This is a genomic window from Ruegeria sp. YTSC199 (assembly GCF_059609725.1).
In genome coordinates, this window is record NZ_JBXWMF010000036.1 from 37,446 (window position 1) to 53,955 (window position 16,510).

Annotated in this window: 16 protein-coding genes; 11 read left to right on the forward strand and 5 right to left on the reverse strand. The window is 57.7% G+C overall.

What is annotated here, in order from left to right:
• Window positions 1-6: 6 nt before the first annotated feature.
• The 4 genes from AC2FEE_RS23265 to AC2FEE_RS23280 all read right to left on the reverse strand — a co-directional run bounded on the left by AC2FEE_RS23265 (window position 7) and on the right by AC2FEE_RS23280 (window position 4,569).
• Entirely contained in the window at window positions 7-1,491 is a 1,485-nt protein-coding gene (locus tag AC2FEE_RS23265; protein ID WP_496867829.1) for an aldehyde dehydrogenase, read from the reverse strand.
• A 7-nt stretch (window positions 1,492-1,498) separates the two neighbouring features.
• Complete coding sequence (locus AC2FEE_RS23270) at window positions 1,499-3,031, reverse strand: tripartite tricarboxylate transporter permease (protein ID WP_496867830.1); 1,533 nt, start codon at window positions 3,029-3,031, stop codon at window positions 1,499-1,501.
• 8 nt (window positions 3,032-3,039) lie between these two features.
• Entirely contained in the window at window positions 3,040-3,576 is a 537-nt protein-coding gene (locus tag AC2FEE_RS23275) for a tripartite tricarboxylate transporter TctB family protein (protein ID WP_496867831.1), read from the reverse strand.
• 63 nt (window positions 3,577-3,639) lie between these two features.
• Window positions 3,640-4,569: a tripartite tricarboxylate transporter substrate binding protein gene (locus AC2FEE_RS23280; protein WP_496867832.1), complete on the reverse strand. Its 930-nt coding sequence runs from the start codon at window positions 4,567-4,569 to the stop codon at window positions 3,640-3,642.
• Window positions 4,570-4,677: 108 nt separating this feature from the next.
• Between AC2FEE_RS23280 and AC2FEE_RS23285 the strand changes: the two genes are divergently transcribed.
• Both AC2FEE_RS23285 and AC2FEE_RS23290 read left to right on the forward strand, forming a co-directional pair.
• A complete protein-coding gene (locus tag AC2FEE_RS23285) occupies window positions 4,678-5,457 on the forward strand; it encodes an IclR family transcriptional regulator (protein WP_496867833.1) in 780 nt (259 codons plus the stop codon).
• A 32-nt stretch (window positions 5,458-5,489) separates the two neighbouring features.
• Window positions 5,490-6,842 carry an aminotransferase class III-fold pyridoxal phosphate-dependent enzyme gene (locus tag AC2FEE_RS23290; RefSeq protein ID WP_496867834.1) on the forward strand — a complete coding sequence of 451 codons (1,353 nt, stop codon included), beginning with the start codon at window positions 5,490-5,492 and terminating at the stop codon, window positions 6,840-6,842.
• Between the two features lie 67 nt (window positions 6,843-6,909).
• Here AC2FEE_RS23290 and hpaR read toward each other — a convergent pair whose 3' ends face one another.
• Entirely contained in the window at window positions 6,910-7,350 is a 441-nt protein-coding gene (hpaR, locus tag AC2FEE_RS23295) for a homoprotocatechuate degradation operon regulator HpaR (protein WP_496867835.1), read from the reverse strand.
• A 105-nt stretch (window positions 7,351-7,455) separates the two neighbouring features.
• Here hpaR and AC2FEE_RS23300 point away from each other — a divergent pair, with 105 nt between their 5' ends.
• From AC2FEE_RS23300 to AC2FEE_RS23340, 9 genes are read left to right on the forward strand one after another with little or no spacing between them, the layout of a single operon-like run.
• Window positions 7,456-7,854 carry a 5-carboxymethyl-2-hydroxymuconate Delta-isomerase gene (locus AC2FEE_RS23300; RefSeq protein ID WP_496867836.1) on the forward strand — a complete coding sequence of 133 codons (399 nt, stop codon included), beginning with the start codon at window positions 7,456-7,458 and terminating at the stop codon, window positions 7,852-7,854.
• Window positions 7,855-7,857: 3 nt separating this feature from the next.
• Complete coding sequence (gene hpaE, locus AC2FEE_RS23305; protein ID WP_496867837.1) at window positions 7,858-9,369, forward strand: 5-carboxymethyl-2-hydroxymuconate semialdehyde dehydrogenase; 1,512 nt, start codon at window positions 7,858-7,860, stop codon at window positions 9,367-9,369.
• A gap of 56 nt (window positions 9,370-9,425) precedes the next feature.
• On the forward strand, window positions 9,426-10,280 hold the full coding sequence (gene hpaD / locus AC2FEE_RS23310; RefSeq protein ID WP_496867838.1) for a 3,4-dihydroxyphenylacetate 2,3-dioxygenase: 855 nt from the start codon (window positions 9,426-9,428) through the stop codon (window positions 10,278-10,280).
• 43 nt (window positions 10,281-10,323) lie between these two features.
• Window positions 10,324-11,166, forward strand: coding sequence for a 3,4-dihydroxyphenylacetate 2,3-dioxygenase (gene hpaD / locus AC2FEE_RS23315; RefSeq protein ID WP_496867839.1), 843 nt, complete (start codon window positions 10,324-10,326; stop codon window positions 11,164-11,166).
• A 24-nt stretch (window positions 11,167-11,190) separates the two neighbouring features.
• Window positions 11,191-12,672, forward strand: coding sequence for an NAD-dependent succinate-semialdehyde dehydrogenase (locus AC2FEE_RS23320; protein ID WP_496867840.1), 1,482 nt, complete (start codon window positions 11,191-11,193; stop codon window positions 12,670-12,672).
• On the forward strand, window positions 12,672-13,526 hold the full coding sequence (locus AC2FEE_RS23325; protein ID WP_496867841.1) for a fumarylacetoacetate hydrolase family protein: 855 nt from the start codon (window positions 12,672-12,674) through the stop codon (window positions 13,524-13,526). Before AC2FEE_RS23320 ends, AC2FEE_RS23325 begins: the two co-directional genes overlap by 1 nt.
• On the forward strand, window positions 13,523-14,323 hold the full coding sequence (gene hpaH / locus AC2FEE_RS23330; RefSeq protein ID WP_496867842.1) for a 2-oxo-hept-4-ene-1,7-dioate hydratase: 801 nt from the start codon (window positions 13,523-13,525) through the stop codon (window positions 14,321-14,323). The genes AC2FEE_RS23325 and hpaH overlap by 4 nt, the downstream gene beginning before the upstream one ends.
• Before the next feature lie 14 nt (window positions 14,324-14,337).
• Entirely contained in the window at window positions 14,338-15,393 is a 1,056-nt protein-coding gene (locus tag AC2FEE_RS23335; protein ID WP_496867843.1) for an aldolase/citrate lyase family protein, read from the forward strand.
• 12 nt (window positions 15,394-15,405) lie between these two features.
• On the forward strand, window positions 15,406-16,134 hold the full coding sequence (locus AC2FEE_RS23340; RefSeq protein WP_496867844.1) for a metallophosphoesterase family protein: 729 nt from the start codon (window positions 15,406-15,408) through the stop codon (window positions 16,132-16,134).
• The last annotated feature ends 376 nt before the right edge of the window (window positions 16,135-16,510 follow it).

Genomic DNA, 16,510 nt, shown 5'->3' on the forward strand with positions numbered 1-16,510 from the left:
CTTTGGTCAGAGTTTTATCCAAGCGGTTTTCAGGTCGAGATATTTCTCAAGCGCGTGCAACGACTTGTCATGCCCGTTGCCCGATTGGCGAACACCGCCCAGCGGTACGGTCAAATCAGACCCGCCATAGGTGTTCACGTGGACAACGCCTGCCCGGATACCCGCGATCATGCGGTGCGCGCGGCCAAGGTTTGACGTCCACACGCCCGAGGACAGACCGTACACCGAGTCATTGGCCAGTCGGAGCGCCTCAGCCTCGTCCTTGAAGGACGTCACGGCCAAAACCGGACCAAACACCTCATTCTGGAACAGGTTGTGGGTGGACTTCACCCCGGTCATCACGGTTGGCGCCATATAGTAACCGCCGGTTTCTTCAAGGATACGCCCGCCGCCGGTTCGGCGATCGGCGCCTTCGGCCTCGGCCTTGGCGACGAATTCCAGGTTGGAGTCCAGTTCGGGCAGTGAATGAACCGCACCGATTTGCGTGTCCAGATCCAGCGGGTTGCCGACGCGCATCGCCTCGGCGTGTTTGACCAGTTCGGCAACAAAATCGTCGTGGATGTCCTCTTGCACAAGCAGGCGCGATCCGGCGATGCAAATCTGGCCCGCGTTGCGAAAGATGCCGCCCGCCGACACTTTGGCGGCCTCACTCAGGTCAGGCGCATCATTGAAGACGATGTTGGGGGATTTGCCGCCCAGTTCCAGATAGCAGCGTTTCATATTTGACCGTGCCGAATATTCCAGCAACCGCCGGCCTGTCTCACCCGAGCCGGTGAACACCATGATGTCCACATCCATCGACAGCGCCAGCGTTTCGCCCACCACCCGGCCCGAGCCGGTGACGACGTTCAGCACTCCGTCAGGCAATCCGGCCTCGGCGGCCAATTCGGCCAGTTTCAACAGCGATAAGGATGCGCTTTCGGCCGGTTTCAGTACCACAGAGTTGCCGGTGGCCAGTGCCGGAGCCAGCTTCCACGCGCCGATCATCAGCGGCATGTTCCAGGGCACAATCGCCCCGACCACACCAACAGGCGCGTGATGAATCAGGCCCAGAACGCTGTCCGCCGTGGGGGCGATCTGACCATAAACCTTGTCGATCGCCTCGGCGTAGTAGCGGAACGTTCCGGCCGCGGACATCGGCTCGGCCTTCATGGCCATGGTGATCTCGGTGCCATTGTCGCGCACACCGAGAACTGCCAGTTCTAGGGCGTGCTTTTCGACCAGATCGGCCAGTTTCAGCAGCACTTTCTTGCGTTCAGCAGGAGAACGACGCGACCAGCGGCCGTCTTCGAACGCCGCCCGTGCAGCAGCAATTGCCGCCTCCATATCCGCTGGGGTACCTTCGGCAATCTGGGTCAGAATCGTACCATCAATCGGCGACAGCACGTTGCGATGGCCACCTTCCGAGGCAGTGACCCAGCATCCCCCGATGAAGTGACCCCGGGGCGACAGAACCTGAGATCGGAGGGTGTCAATATCGGATTGGTTCATGGCAGGGTTACCCTTGCTGATTGGGGTGATCGGAATCGACTGGTTGTGCTGTTGGCTGGGGTTTTAGCTTGTTGCGGAACTCGTAATACAGGGTACGAAAGTGAAGCAGCAGGATCAGCACGATCATCGCCGTCAGAATTGCCGCAATCGGGCGGTCGACGAAATCGAGCGGGGATTTGACCCGCGCCATGGCGCTGCGCAGTTTGACCTCCATGATGCCGCCCAGAACCATGCCCAGGATGATCGGGACAATCGGCAGGTCCAGCCGTTTGAGGATCAGGCCGAACACACCAAAGCCGGCGGCAATGGCGCAGTCGGTGATTGAGTTGCGCAAGCTATAGACGCCCACAAAGGCCAGAATCAGGATCATGATGCCCAGGAATCGGGTTGGGATCTGGATGATTTTCAGCAGCAGGTTGGTCGAGAACAATAGGAAGACCAGAACGATGACGTTCAGCAGGATCAGCGCCATGTAAAGCGCCATCACAAAGTCCATCTGGTTTTCAAACAGTTGCGGGCCGGGAATGACGTTGTGCACATAGAACACCGACAACATCATCGCAGTCAGCGCCTCACCCGGGATACCCAGCGCCAGCAGCGGAATCATGGCCGCGCCGGGAACAGCGTTGTTGGCGGCCTCGGAAGCGACCAGCCCCTCGGGCGAGCCGTCACCGAATTTGTCGGGGTCTTTCGAGGTCTTCTGCGCATAGGTGTAGGACAGGAATTGCGAAGTAAACTCACCCGTGCCCGGCACCATGCCCATGAATACACCGATACTGGAAGACACGGTGGCGACACGTTTGATACCCAGCAGTTCCTTAAGGCCAGCAAAGATGTTGCCGCTGACATGCGTTTCACCCGGTGCGTGGTTCTTTTCCAGCAACAGCAGCAGCGCCTGACTGATTGCAAACAGACCCAGAACGACCACGATCAGATCGACGCCCGAAGCCAGCCAGCTTTGGTCAAAGGTAAAGCGGCGGGTGTATTTGACAGGCTCAAGCCCGACGGTGTTCAGAAAGATCCCGAAGGCCGCCAGCATGCCGGCAGCAAAAATCTGTCCGCGGTGGGCCAGAATCACCAGAATGATCCCCAAGAGTGCTGCCAGAAAGATCTCACGGCTGCCGAAATGAGGTGCGACCAATGCGAGAACAGGCGACAAGATCATCAGGCAGATAATCGCGAAAACACCACCAAAGAAAGATGCAGAATAGGCAAGCGACAACGCGCGATGCCCCTGTCCGCGTTTGGTCATCGGATAGCCGTCATAGGTGGTCAAGGCGTTTACCGCCGTGCCTGGCGTGTTGATCAGAATGGCCGGAATGGCGCCGCCGTACATGGACGAGCCATAGATACCCAGCAACAGAGTCAGACCGACAATGGGTTCAAAGGCGAATGTCGCTGGCAATAGGATGGCGATGGCCACCGCAGCGCCCACGCCAGGCAGCGCGCCGATGATGACCCCACCGATCGAGCCGATAAGTAGGGCGACGATCACTTGCCATTGCGTGAGAATAGAAAGACCGGACAGAAGCGTTTCCATAGCGAACCTCAGAGATAAGTCAGCGCAAAGGCGCGCACGGAATCCGGCAGGTACTCATAGACGGCACCTGCGGGAATTTTGACCTGCAGAAAGGCACGGAAGATGACCGTCACCGCAACACCGAATGCCGCCGCAAGGCCAATGGCGCCGGCGCTTCGGAACCCGGTTCGAACTGCAAGGAAAACCGCGAATAAAACGGACGCCGGCAGGTATCCCAAAAGCGGAACAACCGCGACATAGATCAGAAAATAGGCAACGTATTCAAAGGACCGAAACCAGAACGCGACTTCGGGCCAGCGACCCGGAATACGGTCTGACATGGCCGAGCTGAGCCAGTGCAGAAAGGCAAACAGGAACATTGCCCAAAGCGAGACTTTCGGCCAGAAGCCGGGTTGCGCAAACCATTTGGTGCGTTTGACAACTTCGGTCTGTTCGCCCATTTGGGTCAGAAGGAAAACGGCAAAAACCAGAAAAGCTAATGCAAAAACAACATCGCCGGGTCGGCGGTATCGTTTGAACATGTCTTGCAATGTCTTTGCGATCATTTTGGCCTCCTGTTGGATAGAAAAAGGCCCGACAACTTTTTAATGTGCCGGGCCAGTTTCGCGTTATTCGCCTAGAATCTCTTCGATTTTGGAGAAGGAGGCTTTGTCCTGTTCGATCTGCGCTTTCGAGGCATCCGGGTCCTGCCAGTAGATTAGCGCACCGGTTTCTGCGGCAAGTTGCTTGGCCTTGTCAGAGTTCAGCGCTTTCTGCGCTGCCGCCGTGATCTTTTCGCGCGCCTCTGCCGGAGTGTCTTTGTGGACAAACAGCCCGTTCCACAGCGCCAAAGGTAGTTCGGGGTTAAGCTCGACAATGGTCGGAGTGTCTGGGACCAGCGAAATCCGCTCACCGCCGATGCTTGCCAGAACATTCACCTGATCCAAGCAAGGAAGTACGAGCTGAAGCGTCGTGTTGATCACGTCCACGTCGCCTGAAGCCAAGGTGTTGCAGTCCAGCGCGTCAAATGCAGCTTCGCTGGCGAAATCAAAGCCGCTGCTGACTGCGGCCGCGAAGGTCACTTGTGTGGGCGGCAGAACCGAGCCGAAGTGACCGAGCGCCAAGTCGTTTTCCTTACCATGTGCCACCAGTTCCTCCCAGGTCGAGAAAGGCGCGTCTTTGCTGGAGGCGATTACGAACGGGTAGGTCAGAAAGATGCCAATCGGTTCGAATGGGTTGGGGTTGAGTTCAGGAATGCCAATTTCCGGGCCTATGACCGGTACACCGATGACGAAAGAGCCGATCGTGTAGCCATCTGCCGGAGCAGTTGCGACCTCGACAGCGCCGGGGAAGGGGCCACCACCGCCGCCGGGCTTGTTCACGACTGCGGCGGGTACGTCGTACATAGCTTGGAACTCGTCCGCGATTAGACGCGTCAACACGTCTTCCAGGTCACCCGGGGGCCAGGGAACGACAAAAGAGACTGGCTTCTCCGGATACTCGGCCAGTGCGGCGGTTGCAGAAACAACAAGTGCTGCGGCTGTTAGAACTTTCTTCATTGACACCTCCCGTCAGTGGTTCATTATTTGATCCGCGTTAACAATAATAATGTTGCTTTGTTAAGTGAGTTCTGTCAAGTAATACCTTAACGGGAGGATGTGAATCATATGGGTACTGCCCTGAACGCCCTGAAAATGCTCAACTACTTTTCAAACGCCCGGCCAGAAATTGGGCTGAGTCAGTTTGCGCGGTTGTCCGGATTGAACAAAGCCACCGCGCTGCGTCATCTGCGGGCGCTCGAAGAGTACGGGCTGATCGAGCAAAACCCCATGACCAAATCCTATGCGGTCGGACCCGCCGCGCTGCGTCTGGCGGCGTTGCGTCAAATCGCCCGTCCCGGGATAGAAAGTGCCCGTCAAAGAATGCAGGCCGCCATGCGGGAGGTTGGAGAAAGCCTTCACCTTTCACTGCTGGAAAAGGATGCGCTGCAAACCGCCCTGGTGGTTGAAACGACACGACACAGCGTTCGAGTCAGCCTTGATCCCAGCGAGCTTCTTCCGATCAATGCGACCGCTTCGGGCCTGTGCATGCTCAGCTTTGGCCCGCCCTTTTTGCTGGACCGTCTCGGACAGGAAAAGCAATCGCGATACACGGAAACCACGCTGACTGACCCGGCTGAGATTAAAGAGCGGATCGCGACAATCAGCCAATCTGGTTGGGCCAACAGCAATGGAAGCTATGAGAATGGTGTCTATGGCTATGCGGCGCCTATATTCGGCATTGATCAGGTGGCGCTGGGAACCATAGCGATTGCCGTTCCCGAAGGTCGCGCCGGAGACGAACGGTTGCCCGAAATACTGACTACCCTGCACGCTCTCACAACTGACCTTACCGCAAACTTCGGCGGTCAGCTCCCCGACACTTTTCCAACCGAATTCCATCCTTGAGCGGGTGGACACAAACCCCGGAGACCCGAGACATGAAGGACTCGAACTTTCTGAAAGAAAACAACGCGCGTTATTTCTGGCACCCGATGGCGCACCCCGCCGACAGTCAGAAGAACCCGCCGACCATTCTGAATGGCGGCGAAGGTGTCAGCATTACTGATGTCGATGGTCACAAGGCGCTGGACGCGGTCGGGGGGCTTTGGAACGTCAATCTGGGCTATTCCTGTGAGCCGGTGAAACAGGCAATCGCCGATCAACTGAATGCACTGCCCTACTATTCGACCTTTCGCGGAACCAGCAACGACAAGGCGATTGAGCTATCTTATGAACTGGCGCAGTTCTTCGAACCCGACGGCCTGACTCGTGCATTCTTTACCTCGGGTGGCTCGGATTCGGTTGAAATAGCTCTGAAACTGGCGCGGCAGTACCACAAGGTGCGCGGCGAGGCCGGGCGAACCAAGTTCATCAGCCTGAAGCAGGGTTATCATGGCACCCATTTCGCTGCGGCCTCGGTCAACGGAAATCAAAAGTTTCGCGCGATTTATGAGCCGATGATGCCAGGTTGCTTTCATGTGCCCGCCCCCTGGACCTATCGCAACCCGTTTGATGAGACCGATCCCGAACGCCTGGCGCAGCTCTGCGTCAAAGCGCTTGAGGCCGAGATTGCATTTCAGGGGGCAAATACCGTTGCCGCCTTTATCATGGAGCCGGTTCTGGGGGCAGGGGGGGTTATCCCGCCGCACAAGAGCTTCATGCCCATGGTGCGAGAGGTCTGCTCGAAACACGGTGTTCTGCTGATCTCGGACGAGATCATCACAGCCTTTGGTCGCACTGGCAGTGAAAGCGGTGCGCGGCATTGGGGTGTGCAGCCCGATATCATGACCACGGCCAAGGCGATCACCAATGGCTATTTCCCCTTTGGAGCGGTGATGATCTCGGGGGCGGTCGCCGAAGTGTTTGAAAGTGACACAACCGGCAAGGCGTCGGTGGATCAAGGCTATACCTATTCCGGTCACCCGGTCGGTGCAGCGGCGGCCCTGGCCGCACTATCCGAGATCAAGCGTCTGCGCCTTTGGGAAAACGCCGCCGCGCGCGGGGATGAGTTGTTTGCCGGGCTGCAAAAGCTGGCTGAGAAATACGACGTGATCGGAGATGTGCGCGGAGGCGAGGGGTTGATGTGTGCGCTGGAGCTGGTCTCAGACCGTGCGACCAAGGCACCTATAGCCAAGCACCTGCCGCTGCAGGTTCAGAAAGCGGCTTACGAAGACGGTGTGATGGTGCGCGTGTCCGGGAACAACATCATCCTGTCTCCGCCCCTGATCATCACGTCCGATGATGTGGCCAAGATCCTGTCGGCATTGGATACGGGTCTCGCCACTCTGTGACCGTGCAAGTGGCCCTGTCCGCAACGGGCAGGGCCGCATCCGATCCTTCAGTGAGCCGGAAGCCGATTCAAACTTTGACCGCCTGCAACTCTTCAAGCAGGTCCAGCAATTGATCCAGTTTCTCGCGGCCCATCTGGGCCTCGATATTGCTGGAGATCGCCAGCGACGTGGCGAGGTTGTTTTCCAGAACCGAGCGGCCCGCATCGGTGATACAAACCATGGTGCGTCGCTTGTCCTCGTTGTCCTGTCGGCGGGTGATTTGGCCCTCGGCCTCCATCGTGCGCAGAATACGGGTGAGGCTTGGCAGCAGCAGGCAGGCTTCGTGGGCGATCGTGCTTTGCTCGACTTCGCCCAGCTCGTCCAAAACCCTCAGGATACGCCACTTTTGTTCGGTTAGTTGTATGTCGTGAAGCATGTCCCGGATTGGTGCCATAACGGTTTCCCGCGCGCGTAACAGTGCAATCGGAAGGGATCGGGCTGTACTTTTTGTGTGGCTTTGCGTGCTCATGCCGCCTTCTAAAGCGCCAATTCTGAAATTGCAAAGATTAACAAGACAAGTTCTTGACAGCGTGGCCGCAAAATACTAAACATGTTAATTAATGGGAGCGAGCACATGCCACATTTTCACGTCGAATATTCCGGAAATCTGGAGGATAGCGTCGACATGGGCGGCCTGTGCGAGTGTATACGAGCAACGGCTGCTGAAATCGACAGCTTTCCGATGCCAGGCATTCGTGTTCGTGCCGTACGGGTTGATCACTATGCCATTGCAGACGGCAACCCGGCGCACGGCTTCATCGATATCTCGGTCCGTCTGCGCGCAGGTCGGCCCGACGACGTCAAGCAGGATGCCACGCAGCGGATTTTCGAGGCGGTCAGAGTTTATCTGGCCCCCGCCTTCTCGCAGTATTCCATCGCACTCTCGCTTGAGATGCGTGACATCGACCCGAAGCTTTCGCCCAAGACCGGTACAATCCGCGATCACCTTGGCGCGTCCACGCAGGAGACCTGAACCATGAGCGCACTGGACACAAACATCGAGAAACTGGCGGGATTTCTGGCGCGGTTTGAAAAGACGGGCATCAAGAACCGTATCGGGGGCGAAGACGTTGCCGGGTCTGGCGGTGTGTTTCAAACTACCTCACCGGTCGACAAGTCGGTGATCTGCGACGTTGCCCACGGCACGGCGGATGACATCGACACCGCAGCTAAAGCGGCCAATGCGGCCTTTGCCGAATGGCTCGACATGCCCGCCACCGAGCGCCGCCGCATTTTATTGAACGTGGCCGATGCGATAGAAGCGCGCGCCGAGGAAATTGCGCTGTGCGAATGCTGGGACACGGGTCAGACCCTGCGCTTTATGTCCAAGGCGGCCCTGCGTGGGGCTGAGAACTTCCGCTTTTTTGCGGATCAGGTGGTGCAGGCGCGGGACGGTCAGCATCTGAAATCGCCGACTCTTATGAATATCACCACACGAGTGCCGATCGGGCCGGTCGGCGTGATCACCCCGTGGAACACGCCGTTCATGCTGTCGACCTGGAAGATAGCACCCGCTTTGGCCGCAGGCTGTACGGTGGTCCATAAACCGGCCGAAGACTCGCCCTTGTCAGCACGCCTTTTGGTCGAAATCGCCGAAGAGGCCGGTCTGCCCAAGGGTGTGCTGAACACTGTAAACGGCTTTGGCCCGGATGCGGGCAAGGCGCTGACTGAGCATCCGCTGATCAAGGCCATCGCGTTTGTCGGCGAAAGCCGCACCGGTAGCATCATCACCAAGCAGGGTGCGGACACGTTGAAGCGGATGCACTTGGAACTGGGTGGCAAAAACCCGGTCATCGTGTTCGATGACGCCGATCTGGACCGCGCGCTGGATGCAGTGATCTTCATGATCTACTCGATCAACGGCGAGCGCTGCACCTCGTCCTCGCGCCTACTGGTGCAGGACAGCATAAAGGAAGAGTTCGAGGCCAAGCTGATCGAACGCGTCAACAACATCAAGGTTGGCCACCCTCTGGACCCGGCGACCGAAATCGGCCCGCTGGTAACCGAAGAGCATTACAACAAGGTCACCAGCTATTTCGGCATCGCCAAAGAGGACGGCGCGACTGTTGCAGCCGGTGGTGTGAAACTGGGTGATGAGGGATACTTCATCCGTCCGACACTGTTCACTAACGCCAACAACCAGATGCGCATCGCGCGTGAAGAGATCTTTGGCCCGGTCCTGACCTCGATCCCATTCTCGACCGAAGAAGAAGCGCTGCAGATCGCCAATGACACGCCTTATGGATTGACCGGCTATGTCTGGACCAATGACCTGACACGGGCGCTGCGCTTTACCGACAAGCTTGAGGCCGGAATGATCTGGGTGAACTCGGAAAACGTCCGCCATCTGCCCACGCCATTCGGCGGTGTAAAAGCATCAGGCATCGGCCGGGACGGCGGCGACTGGTCGTTCGAGTTCTATATGGAACAAAAACACGTCGGCTTTGCCACCGGTCAGCACATGATCATGCAGTTGGGCAAGCTGTAACAGCCTGCCCTTACAAGTTCTGGAAACGCGCTCACCTCAACCTCCAGGAGGAGAAAATGGGAGAAATCGTTCTCGCAGCCAAAATGACCCATGTGCCGACAATGCTGATGTCCGAGCAGGAAGGCCCGGTCAAAGGCGCGCGCCAAGGCGCGATTGATGGGCATAGGGAGATCGCAAGGCGCGCAAGGGAACTGGGTGCCGATACGGTGGTGATCTGTGACACGCACTGGGTTGTCAACGCGGGTTTCCACATCAATGCGAACAAGCATTTCGAAGGTCTTTTCACCTCGAATGAGTTCCCGCAATTCATCAAGGACCTGCCTTATAAATATGATGGCGATCCGGCGCTTGGGGATGCCATTGCCGACATTGCCACGAAAAAGGGCGTGCATACGCTCAGCCATCAGGTGGACAGCCTTGAACTGGAATACGGCACCCTTGTTCCGATGCGCTTCATGAGCCGCGAGGCGGACTTCAAAGTGGTGTCGATTGCCGCCTGGTGTACCGTTCACAGCCACGACGAAAGCCGCCTTGTTGGCGAGGCCATCCGCGAGGCGGTGAAGGCCAGCGACAGCAAGGTTCTGCTGGTCGCGTCCGGATCACTGAGCCACAAGATCTGGCCGAACAAGGATTATGCCGCAAACAATGGTACATTCACCATCAGTTCGGAATTCAACCGCCAGGTGGATCTGCATGTTCTGGACATGTGGCAAGCCGGAGATCACGCCACATTCCTGAAAATGCTGGGGGAATATGCCAATTTCTGCTGTGGCGAAGGGTCGATGCATGACACCGCCATGCTTTATGGTGCGCTGGGATGGGACGCCTACGATGCGAAATGCGAGGTCGTCACCGAGTATTTCCCGTCATCCGGGACCGGGCAAACAAATGTGATCTTCCCGGTGAACTGAACCGGCCGACAGGCGCGTAACCTATTTTGGAGAGGAGACGATCATGGGAAAGATTGTACAGGCCGCGAAGATTACGCATGTGCCAAGTATCTGGATGTCCCACACGATGCCGAAATACAAGGGCATCCGCCAGCCTGCCATTGATGGTTATGCGCGCCTTCGTCAGGATGCGATCGACCGCAAGGTCGATACCTTCGTCGTTTTCGACACCCACTGGATCACCAATCAGGGGTTTCACCTGAACACGAAAGAGCATCACAAGGGCCGTTTCATCAGCCACGAACTGCCGCACATGCTGGCGGATATGGAGTTCGACTATCGCGGGGACCACGAGCTGGGAGAAGCCATCCTCGATGTTTTGCGTGAGCGTGGCGAACGGGCGCTGGGACATTCTCATCCCGATATGGGGATGGAATATGGCACGCTGCTGCCGATGTATTTCATCAATGAAGGCGTAAACGCACGGGTTCTGCCTGTGGCCGTCAACCAATTCTCGTCGATCGCCGAAAACAGGGTCTGGGGTGAGGCCATTGCTGAGGGAATCCGGCGCTCTGACCGGAATGTCTCGATCCTGGCCTCGGGTTCGCTGAGTCATGATTTCACACCCAATGAACGTTCGGTCGATGGTCTGAATACGGTGAACGGAGAGTTCAACCGCCAGATGGACATGCGCGTGCTGGATCTGTGGGAACAAGGGCGGTTTGAGGAATTTCTCGAACTTCTGCCTGACTACGCCAAGAAATGCGCGGGTGAATGCGCGATGAACGACACTGCGCTGCTGTTCGGGGCCCTTGGTTGGGGCAGCTACAAGGGCGAGATCGACATCTACACCCCGTATTTCGGAAGTTCGGGAACGGGGCAGGCCAATATCAGCTTCTCGGTTTAAGGCCAGAATCACAGGGAAATTCGAATGACTGAACTACGTCTCAACGATCCTACTCTGCTTGCCGAAAAGGCGCTGGTCGGGTCCAGATGGGTGGGTGCGTCCGGGGTTGCGAACGCGATAGATGTTACCAACCCGGCAACAGGTGAGCTGATCGGACGGGTCCCCAGTCTGGGTGCTGCGGAAACTGCCGAGGCGATTGCCGATGCGCAGCGCGCCCAGAAAGTCTGGGCCAAACGCACTGCGAAAGACCGCAGCCAGATTCTGCGACGGTGGTACGATCTGATGATGGAAAATCAGGACGATCTGGGCGCCATCCTGACCGCCGAACAGGGCAAGCCGCTGACTGAGGCGAAGGGCGAGATCGCCTATGGTGCCAGTTTCATCGAATGGTTCGCCGAAGAAGCGCGTCGTGCTTACGGCGATGTCACGCCCGGTCATGCGCCGGATAAACGGATCATTACCGTCAAGCAGCCTATCGGCGTGGTGGCCGCGATCACACCCTGGAATTTTCCCAACGCCATGATCACCCGCAAGGCCGGTCCGGCCTTTGCTGCGGGCTGTTCGATGGTGCTGAAACCCGCCAGCCAAACGCCGTTTTCTGCCATTGCGCTGGCTGTTCTGGCCGAACGTGCGGGGCTGCCGGCCGGTCTGTTCTCGGTCATTACCGGCTCGGCGCGCGACATCGGGGGTGAGATGACCTCGAGCCCGATCGTGCAAAAACTGACCTTCACCGGCTCGACAGAGATTGGCGCGATGCTTTACGCCCAATGCGCCCCGACCATCAAGAAACTGGGTTTGGAACTGGGCGGCAATGCGCCATTCATCGTGTTCGACGATGCCGATCTGGATGCTGCCGTCGAAGGGGCCGTGATCGCCAAGTTCCGCAACAACGGCCAAACCTGTGTCTGTGCCAACCGCGTCTATGTGCAGGCCGGTGTTTATGATGCCTTTGCCGAAAAACTGGCTGCCAGGATAGCGACCCTGCCGACCGGCAACGGGTTTGACGAGGGCGTCATTTTTGGCCCGCTGATCGACCGGGCCGCCGTGGACAAGGTGGCCGAACATGTCGGCGACGCAACTTCCAAAGGTGCCAGGGTTGCGCTTGGGGGCAAACCCCACGCGCTTGGCGGCACCTTCTTTGAGCCCACCATCCTGACCGGTGTGACCTCGGACATGGCAGTGGCGACCGAGGAGACCTTTGGCCCTGTCGCGCCCTTGTTCAGGTTCGACAGCGAAAACGAGGTCGTGGCTGCCGCCAATGACACCGAGTTTGGCCTGGCCTCGTATTTCTACTCCCGGGATTTGGCTCGTGTCTGGCGTGTGTCCGAGGCGCTGGAATACGGGATGGTTGGCGTAAATACCGGGCTGATCTCGACGGCCGAAGCGCCTTTCGGCGGCGTCAAGATGTCGGGGCTGGGGCGCGAAGGGTCCCGCTATGGGCTCGATGACTTCATGGAACTCAAATACATCTGCATGGGTGGCATCGATGCCGCCGAGGAGGCCTAATGCGCTTTGCAACCTACACCGCCGATGGCGCAACCTATTTTGGCGCAATCACCGATGAAGGCGCGATCGCGCTGAATGACGCCTTTCCCGATCACGGCAGCCTGCACCAGGTGATCGCCGCCGGAATGTTCGATCAATTGGCCGCGGCTGCCGAGGGCCGAGAGGTGACGCACAAAGACCTCACCTATGAGATGGTCATGCCCGATGCCCGCCGCATCCTCTGCGTTGGGGTGAACTTTCCCGATCGCAATGCGGAATACAAGGATGGCAGCGCGCAGCCCAAATACATGTCGCTGTTCCCGCGCTTTGCCAGCGGATTCACCGGCCATGACCGCCCGCTGATCCGTCCGCCGGAAAACCACACGCTGGATTACGAAGGCGAAGTGGCCATCGTAATCGGCAAAACCGGGCGTCGGATTTCACAGGACGACGCCTATGGCCACATCGCGGCCCTGACCCTGTGCAACGAAGGCACGATCCGCGATTGGGTCCGGCATGCGAAGTTTAACGTCACCCAGGGCAAGAACTGGGATAACTCGGGGGCAATCGGCCCGTGGCTGGTGCCGTTCACCGATGCGGCGCAACTGGATGACGCCCGCATCCAGACCCACGTGAATGGCGAACTGCGCCAGGACGACACCCTGAACCGCATGATGTTCCCGATCCGGCGCGAGATCGAATACATCTCGACCTTCATGACCCTGCAGCCGGGCGATATCATCGTCACCGGAACGCCTACCGGGGCAGGAGCCCGGTTCGATCCTCCGAAATACCTGGCCCCGGGCGACGTGGTCGAGGTGTCGGTCGAAGGTATCGGCACGCTGCGCAACACTGTCGAGGACGAACAGGTATGACCCCCGAGGATCACAACCGCGCAGCTGCTGATCTGCTGCAGGCAGAGCGTACTCGTGAGCAGATCGGCCTTTTGACTCTGCGCCACCCCGAGATGGGGATGGATGACGCCTATGAGGTGCAAAACGCCATCTATCGTCAGAGATTGGCAGAAGGGCGCAAGGTAATTGGCTGGAAGATCGGTCTGACCTCGAAGGCCATGCAATATGCGTTGAACATCGACATTCCCGACAGTGGCATCCTGTTCGACGACATGGCTTTTGACAATGGCGGAATTGTCCCGGCTGGCCGCTTCATCCAGCCGCGGATCGAAGCTGAGATTGCCTTTGTCATGAAATCCGCAGTTGGCGGCGAAAACGTCACCCGCGACGAGATCATCGCCGCAACGGATTACGTCGCCCCCTCGATCGAAATCCTCGACACCCGTATTCAACGGGTCGATCCCCAATCTGGCAAAGCACGCACGGTGTTCGATACGATCAGCGACAACGCGGCCAATGCAGGCCTTGTGCTGGGCGCGGAACGGCACTCTGTGGATGCTTTTGATCTGCGTTGGGTCGGTGCGTTGACCTTCCGCAATGGCGAGATCGAGGAAACCGGTCTGGGTGCAGGCGTTTTGAACGACCCGGTCGAAAGCGTCGTTTGGTTGGCTCGCCGCATGGCGCAATACGGCCAAAGTATCGATTCCGGTCAGGTCATCTTGTCTGGCAGCTTTATCCGCCCGGTCGAATGCCCACCCGGCACTGAAATCCATGCCGACTTCGGGCCGTTTGGCTCGGTCGAAATCAAATTTGCCTGAAAGGAACGCTGCACATGCCTGCGCCGAAGAACACGTTCAAAGCCGCTCTCAAGGCCGGGCGGCCCCAGATCGGTTGTTGGGTTGGGATGGCCAACGCCTATACGGCCGAGATAGCAGCAACCGCGCAGTTCGACTGGCTATTGGTCGACGGTGAACACGCGCCGAACGATCTGCGCTCGCTCCTTGAACAAGTGCAGGTGATCGAAGGATCGGGCAGCACACCTGTTGCGCGCCTGCCGATTGGCGAGACCTGGATGATCAAGCAATATCTGGACGCCGGAGTGCAAAACCTTCTGGTGCCCATGGTCGAAAGTGGCGATCAGGCTCGTGAACTGGTGCGGGCGGTGCAATACCCGCCGCACGGAGTGCGGGGCGTGGGCTCGGCGCTGGCGCGGGCCTCGCGGTTTGCCGCAATCCCGGACTATCTAAAGACAGCGGACGAACAGATTTGCCTGCTGGTGCAGGTGGAAAACCAAAATGGTCTGGCGGCGCTGGACGATATTCTGGCGACCGATGTGGATGGGGTGTTTATCGGCCCCTCCGATCTGGCCGCCGACATGGGCCATATCGGCAATGCTGGCCACCCCGATGTTGTTGAGGCCGTGTTGGACGCGCTGACCCGCATCGTGGCTTCGGGCAAGGCGGCGGGTATACTGACCCTTGATCCGGTGATGCAGCGCAAATGTCTGGACTTGGGGGCCAGCTTTGTGGCCACGAGTATTGACGTTACACTGTTTGCAACAGCAATGCGCAATGCTGCGAAAGCAGGGCTGAGCCTGTTGCCGGATCAGATCGCCTCGGGCGCGGCCCAAACCGCTGCAGCCAGCAAATACCTGCAGCAGCTCTGCAAGCACTGGTCGCACAAGGCCGAGGCCAGTTTTGATGAAAAGCAGGGCAGCGTGATCTTTGCAGATGGAGACAGTGTGATCCTCGAAGCGGACGATACCACCCTGACTCTCACCGCAGTGACTGGTCCGCGAGGCGATTTGGCGCGTTGGAAAGATGTAATCGAAGCTCATCTGGTGCGTTTCGCCTTTCGCGAAGAGTTCCGCATCAATTGGTCTGAATAAAAGCACCAAAAAATGTCTGATCCCATCTACGCCATAGGCGACATCCACGGTCAGTTGCACATGTTAGAGGACACTCTGGCCCGCATAGAAAAAGACGGCGGGCCTGATGCCCAAATCGTTTTTATCGGTGACTACACGGATCGCGGCGCGCACAGTCGCGAGGTTCTGGATCTTCTGACAAAAGGGCAATCCGAAGGTAGAAACTGGACATTCCTGCGCGGCAACCACGACCAGATGTGCGCAATGTTTCTTGAGAACTATCCGCGCAATGATGCGCGTTTGTTGGTCGGGTATCATTGGCTGCATCCCCGAATAGGTGGTGTTGAAACGCTGAAATCCTATGGCGTTGAGGTGAGTGAAGGGGATCGAACCTATCAGGTCCACGACAAAGCCAAGGCCGCTGTTCCGCAGGCACATATCGATTTTCTGGCAGGGCTGGTCCCCTACCATCTGAACGAAAACCTGTTGTTTGTTCATGCAGGTATACGGCCCGGCATTCCTTTAGATCGACAGGATCAGGATGACCTGATCTGGATTCGAGAAGAGTTTCTGAACTGCGTAGACCCATACCCGTGGCTGGTTGTTCACGGCCATACCCACGTCGCTAAACCGGAACACCACGGAAACCGTATAAACATCGACACCGGAGCAGGTTATTGCAGATCGTTGACCGCCGTGGTTTTTGAAGGATCAGAGTGTTGGATTTTGCAGGACAAGGGCCGAACTTCCCTGACGCCTTGAGTTTTTCGAAGATTATTCAGTATTTGTTGACAGCGCGTTACTAAAAAATCCGGTCGCCGTTCAAGCGCTCGCTCATGCGACAGTAGCGATCACAGCCATTCATTCCGCAATCAGAGGAGCATATGACGCTTCATTGGATCAAGGTCTCATGATCGGCAACGTTGCCCAGTTCGACCCCTCTCGAATATCGGGAGCAACATACATGCTGATTTCTCGTTAAACAGTTCTGTCATAGGTTTACGGTAGACCCAACCTTTCTTCTTTGTAGCGAATGCCCGCAGCCGGTTTCAGGTGGGTTATGTCGTTTTCTGCAATCAGATATCGCAATCAGTGAGGTTTGAGTTTGGCGAATCCTTCAGTTTTGGCGACAAGATTG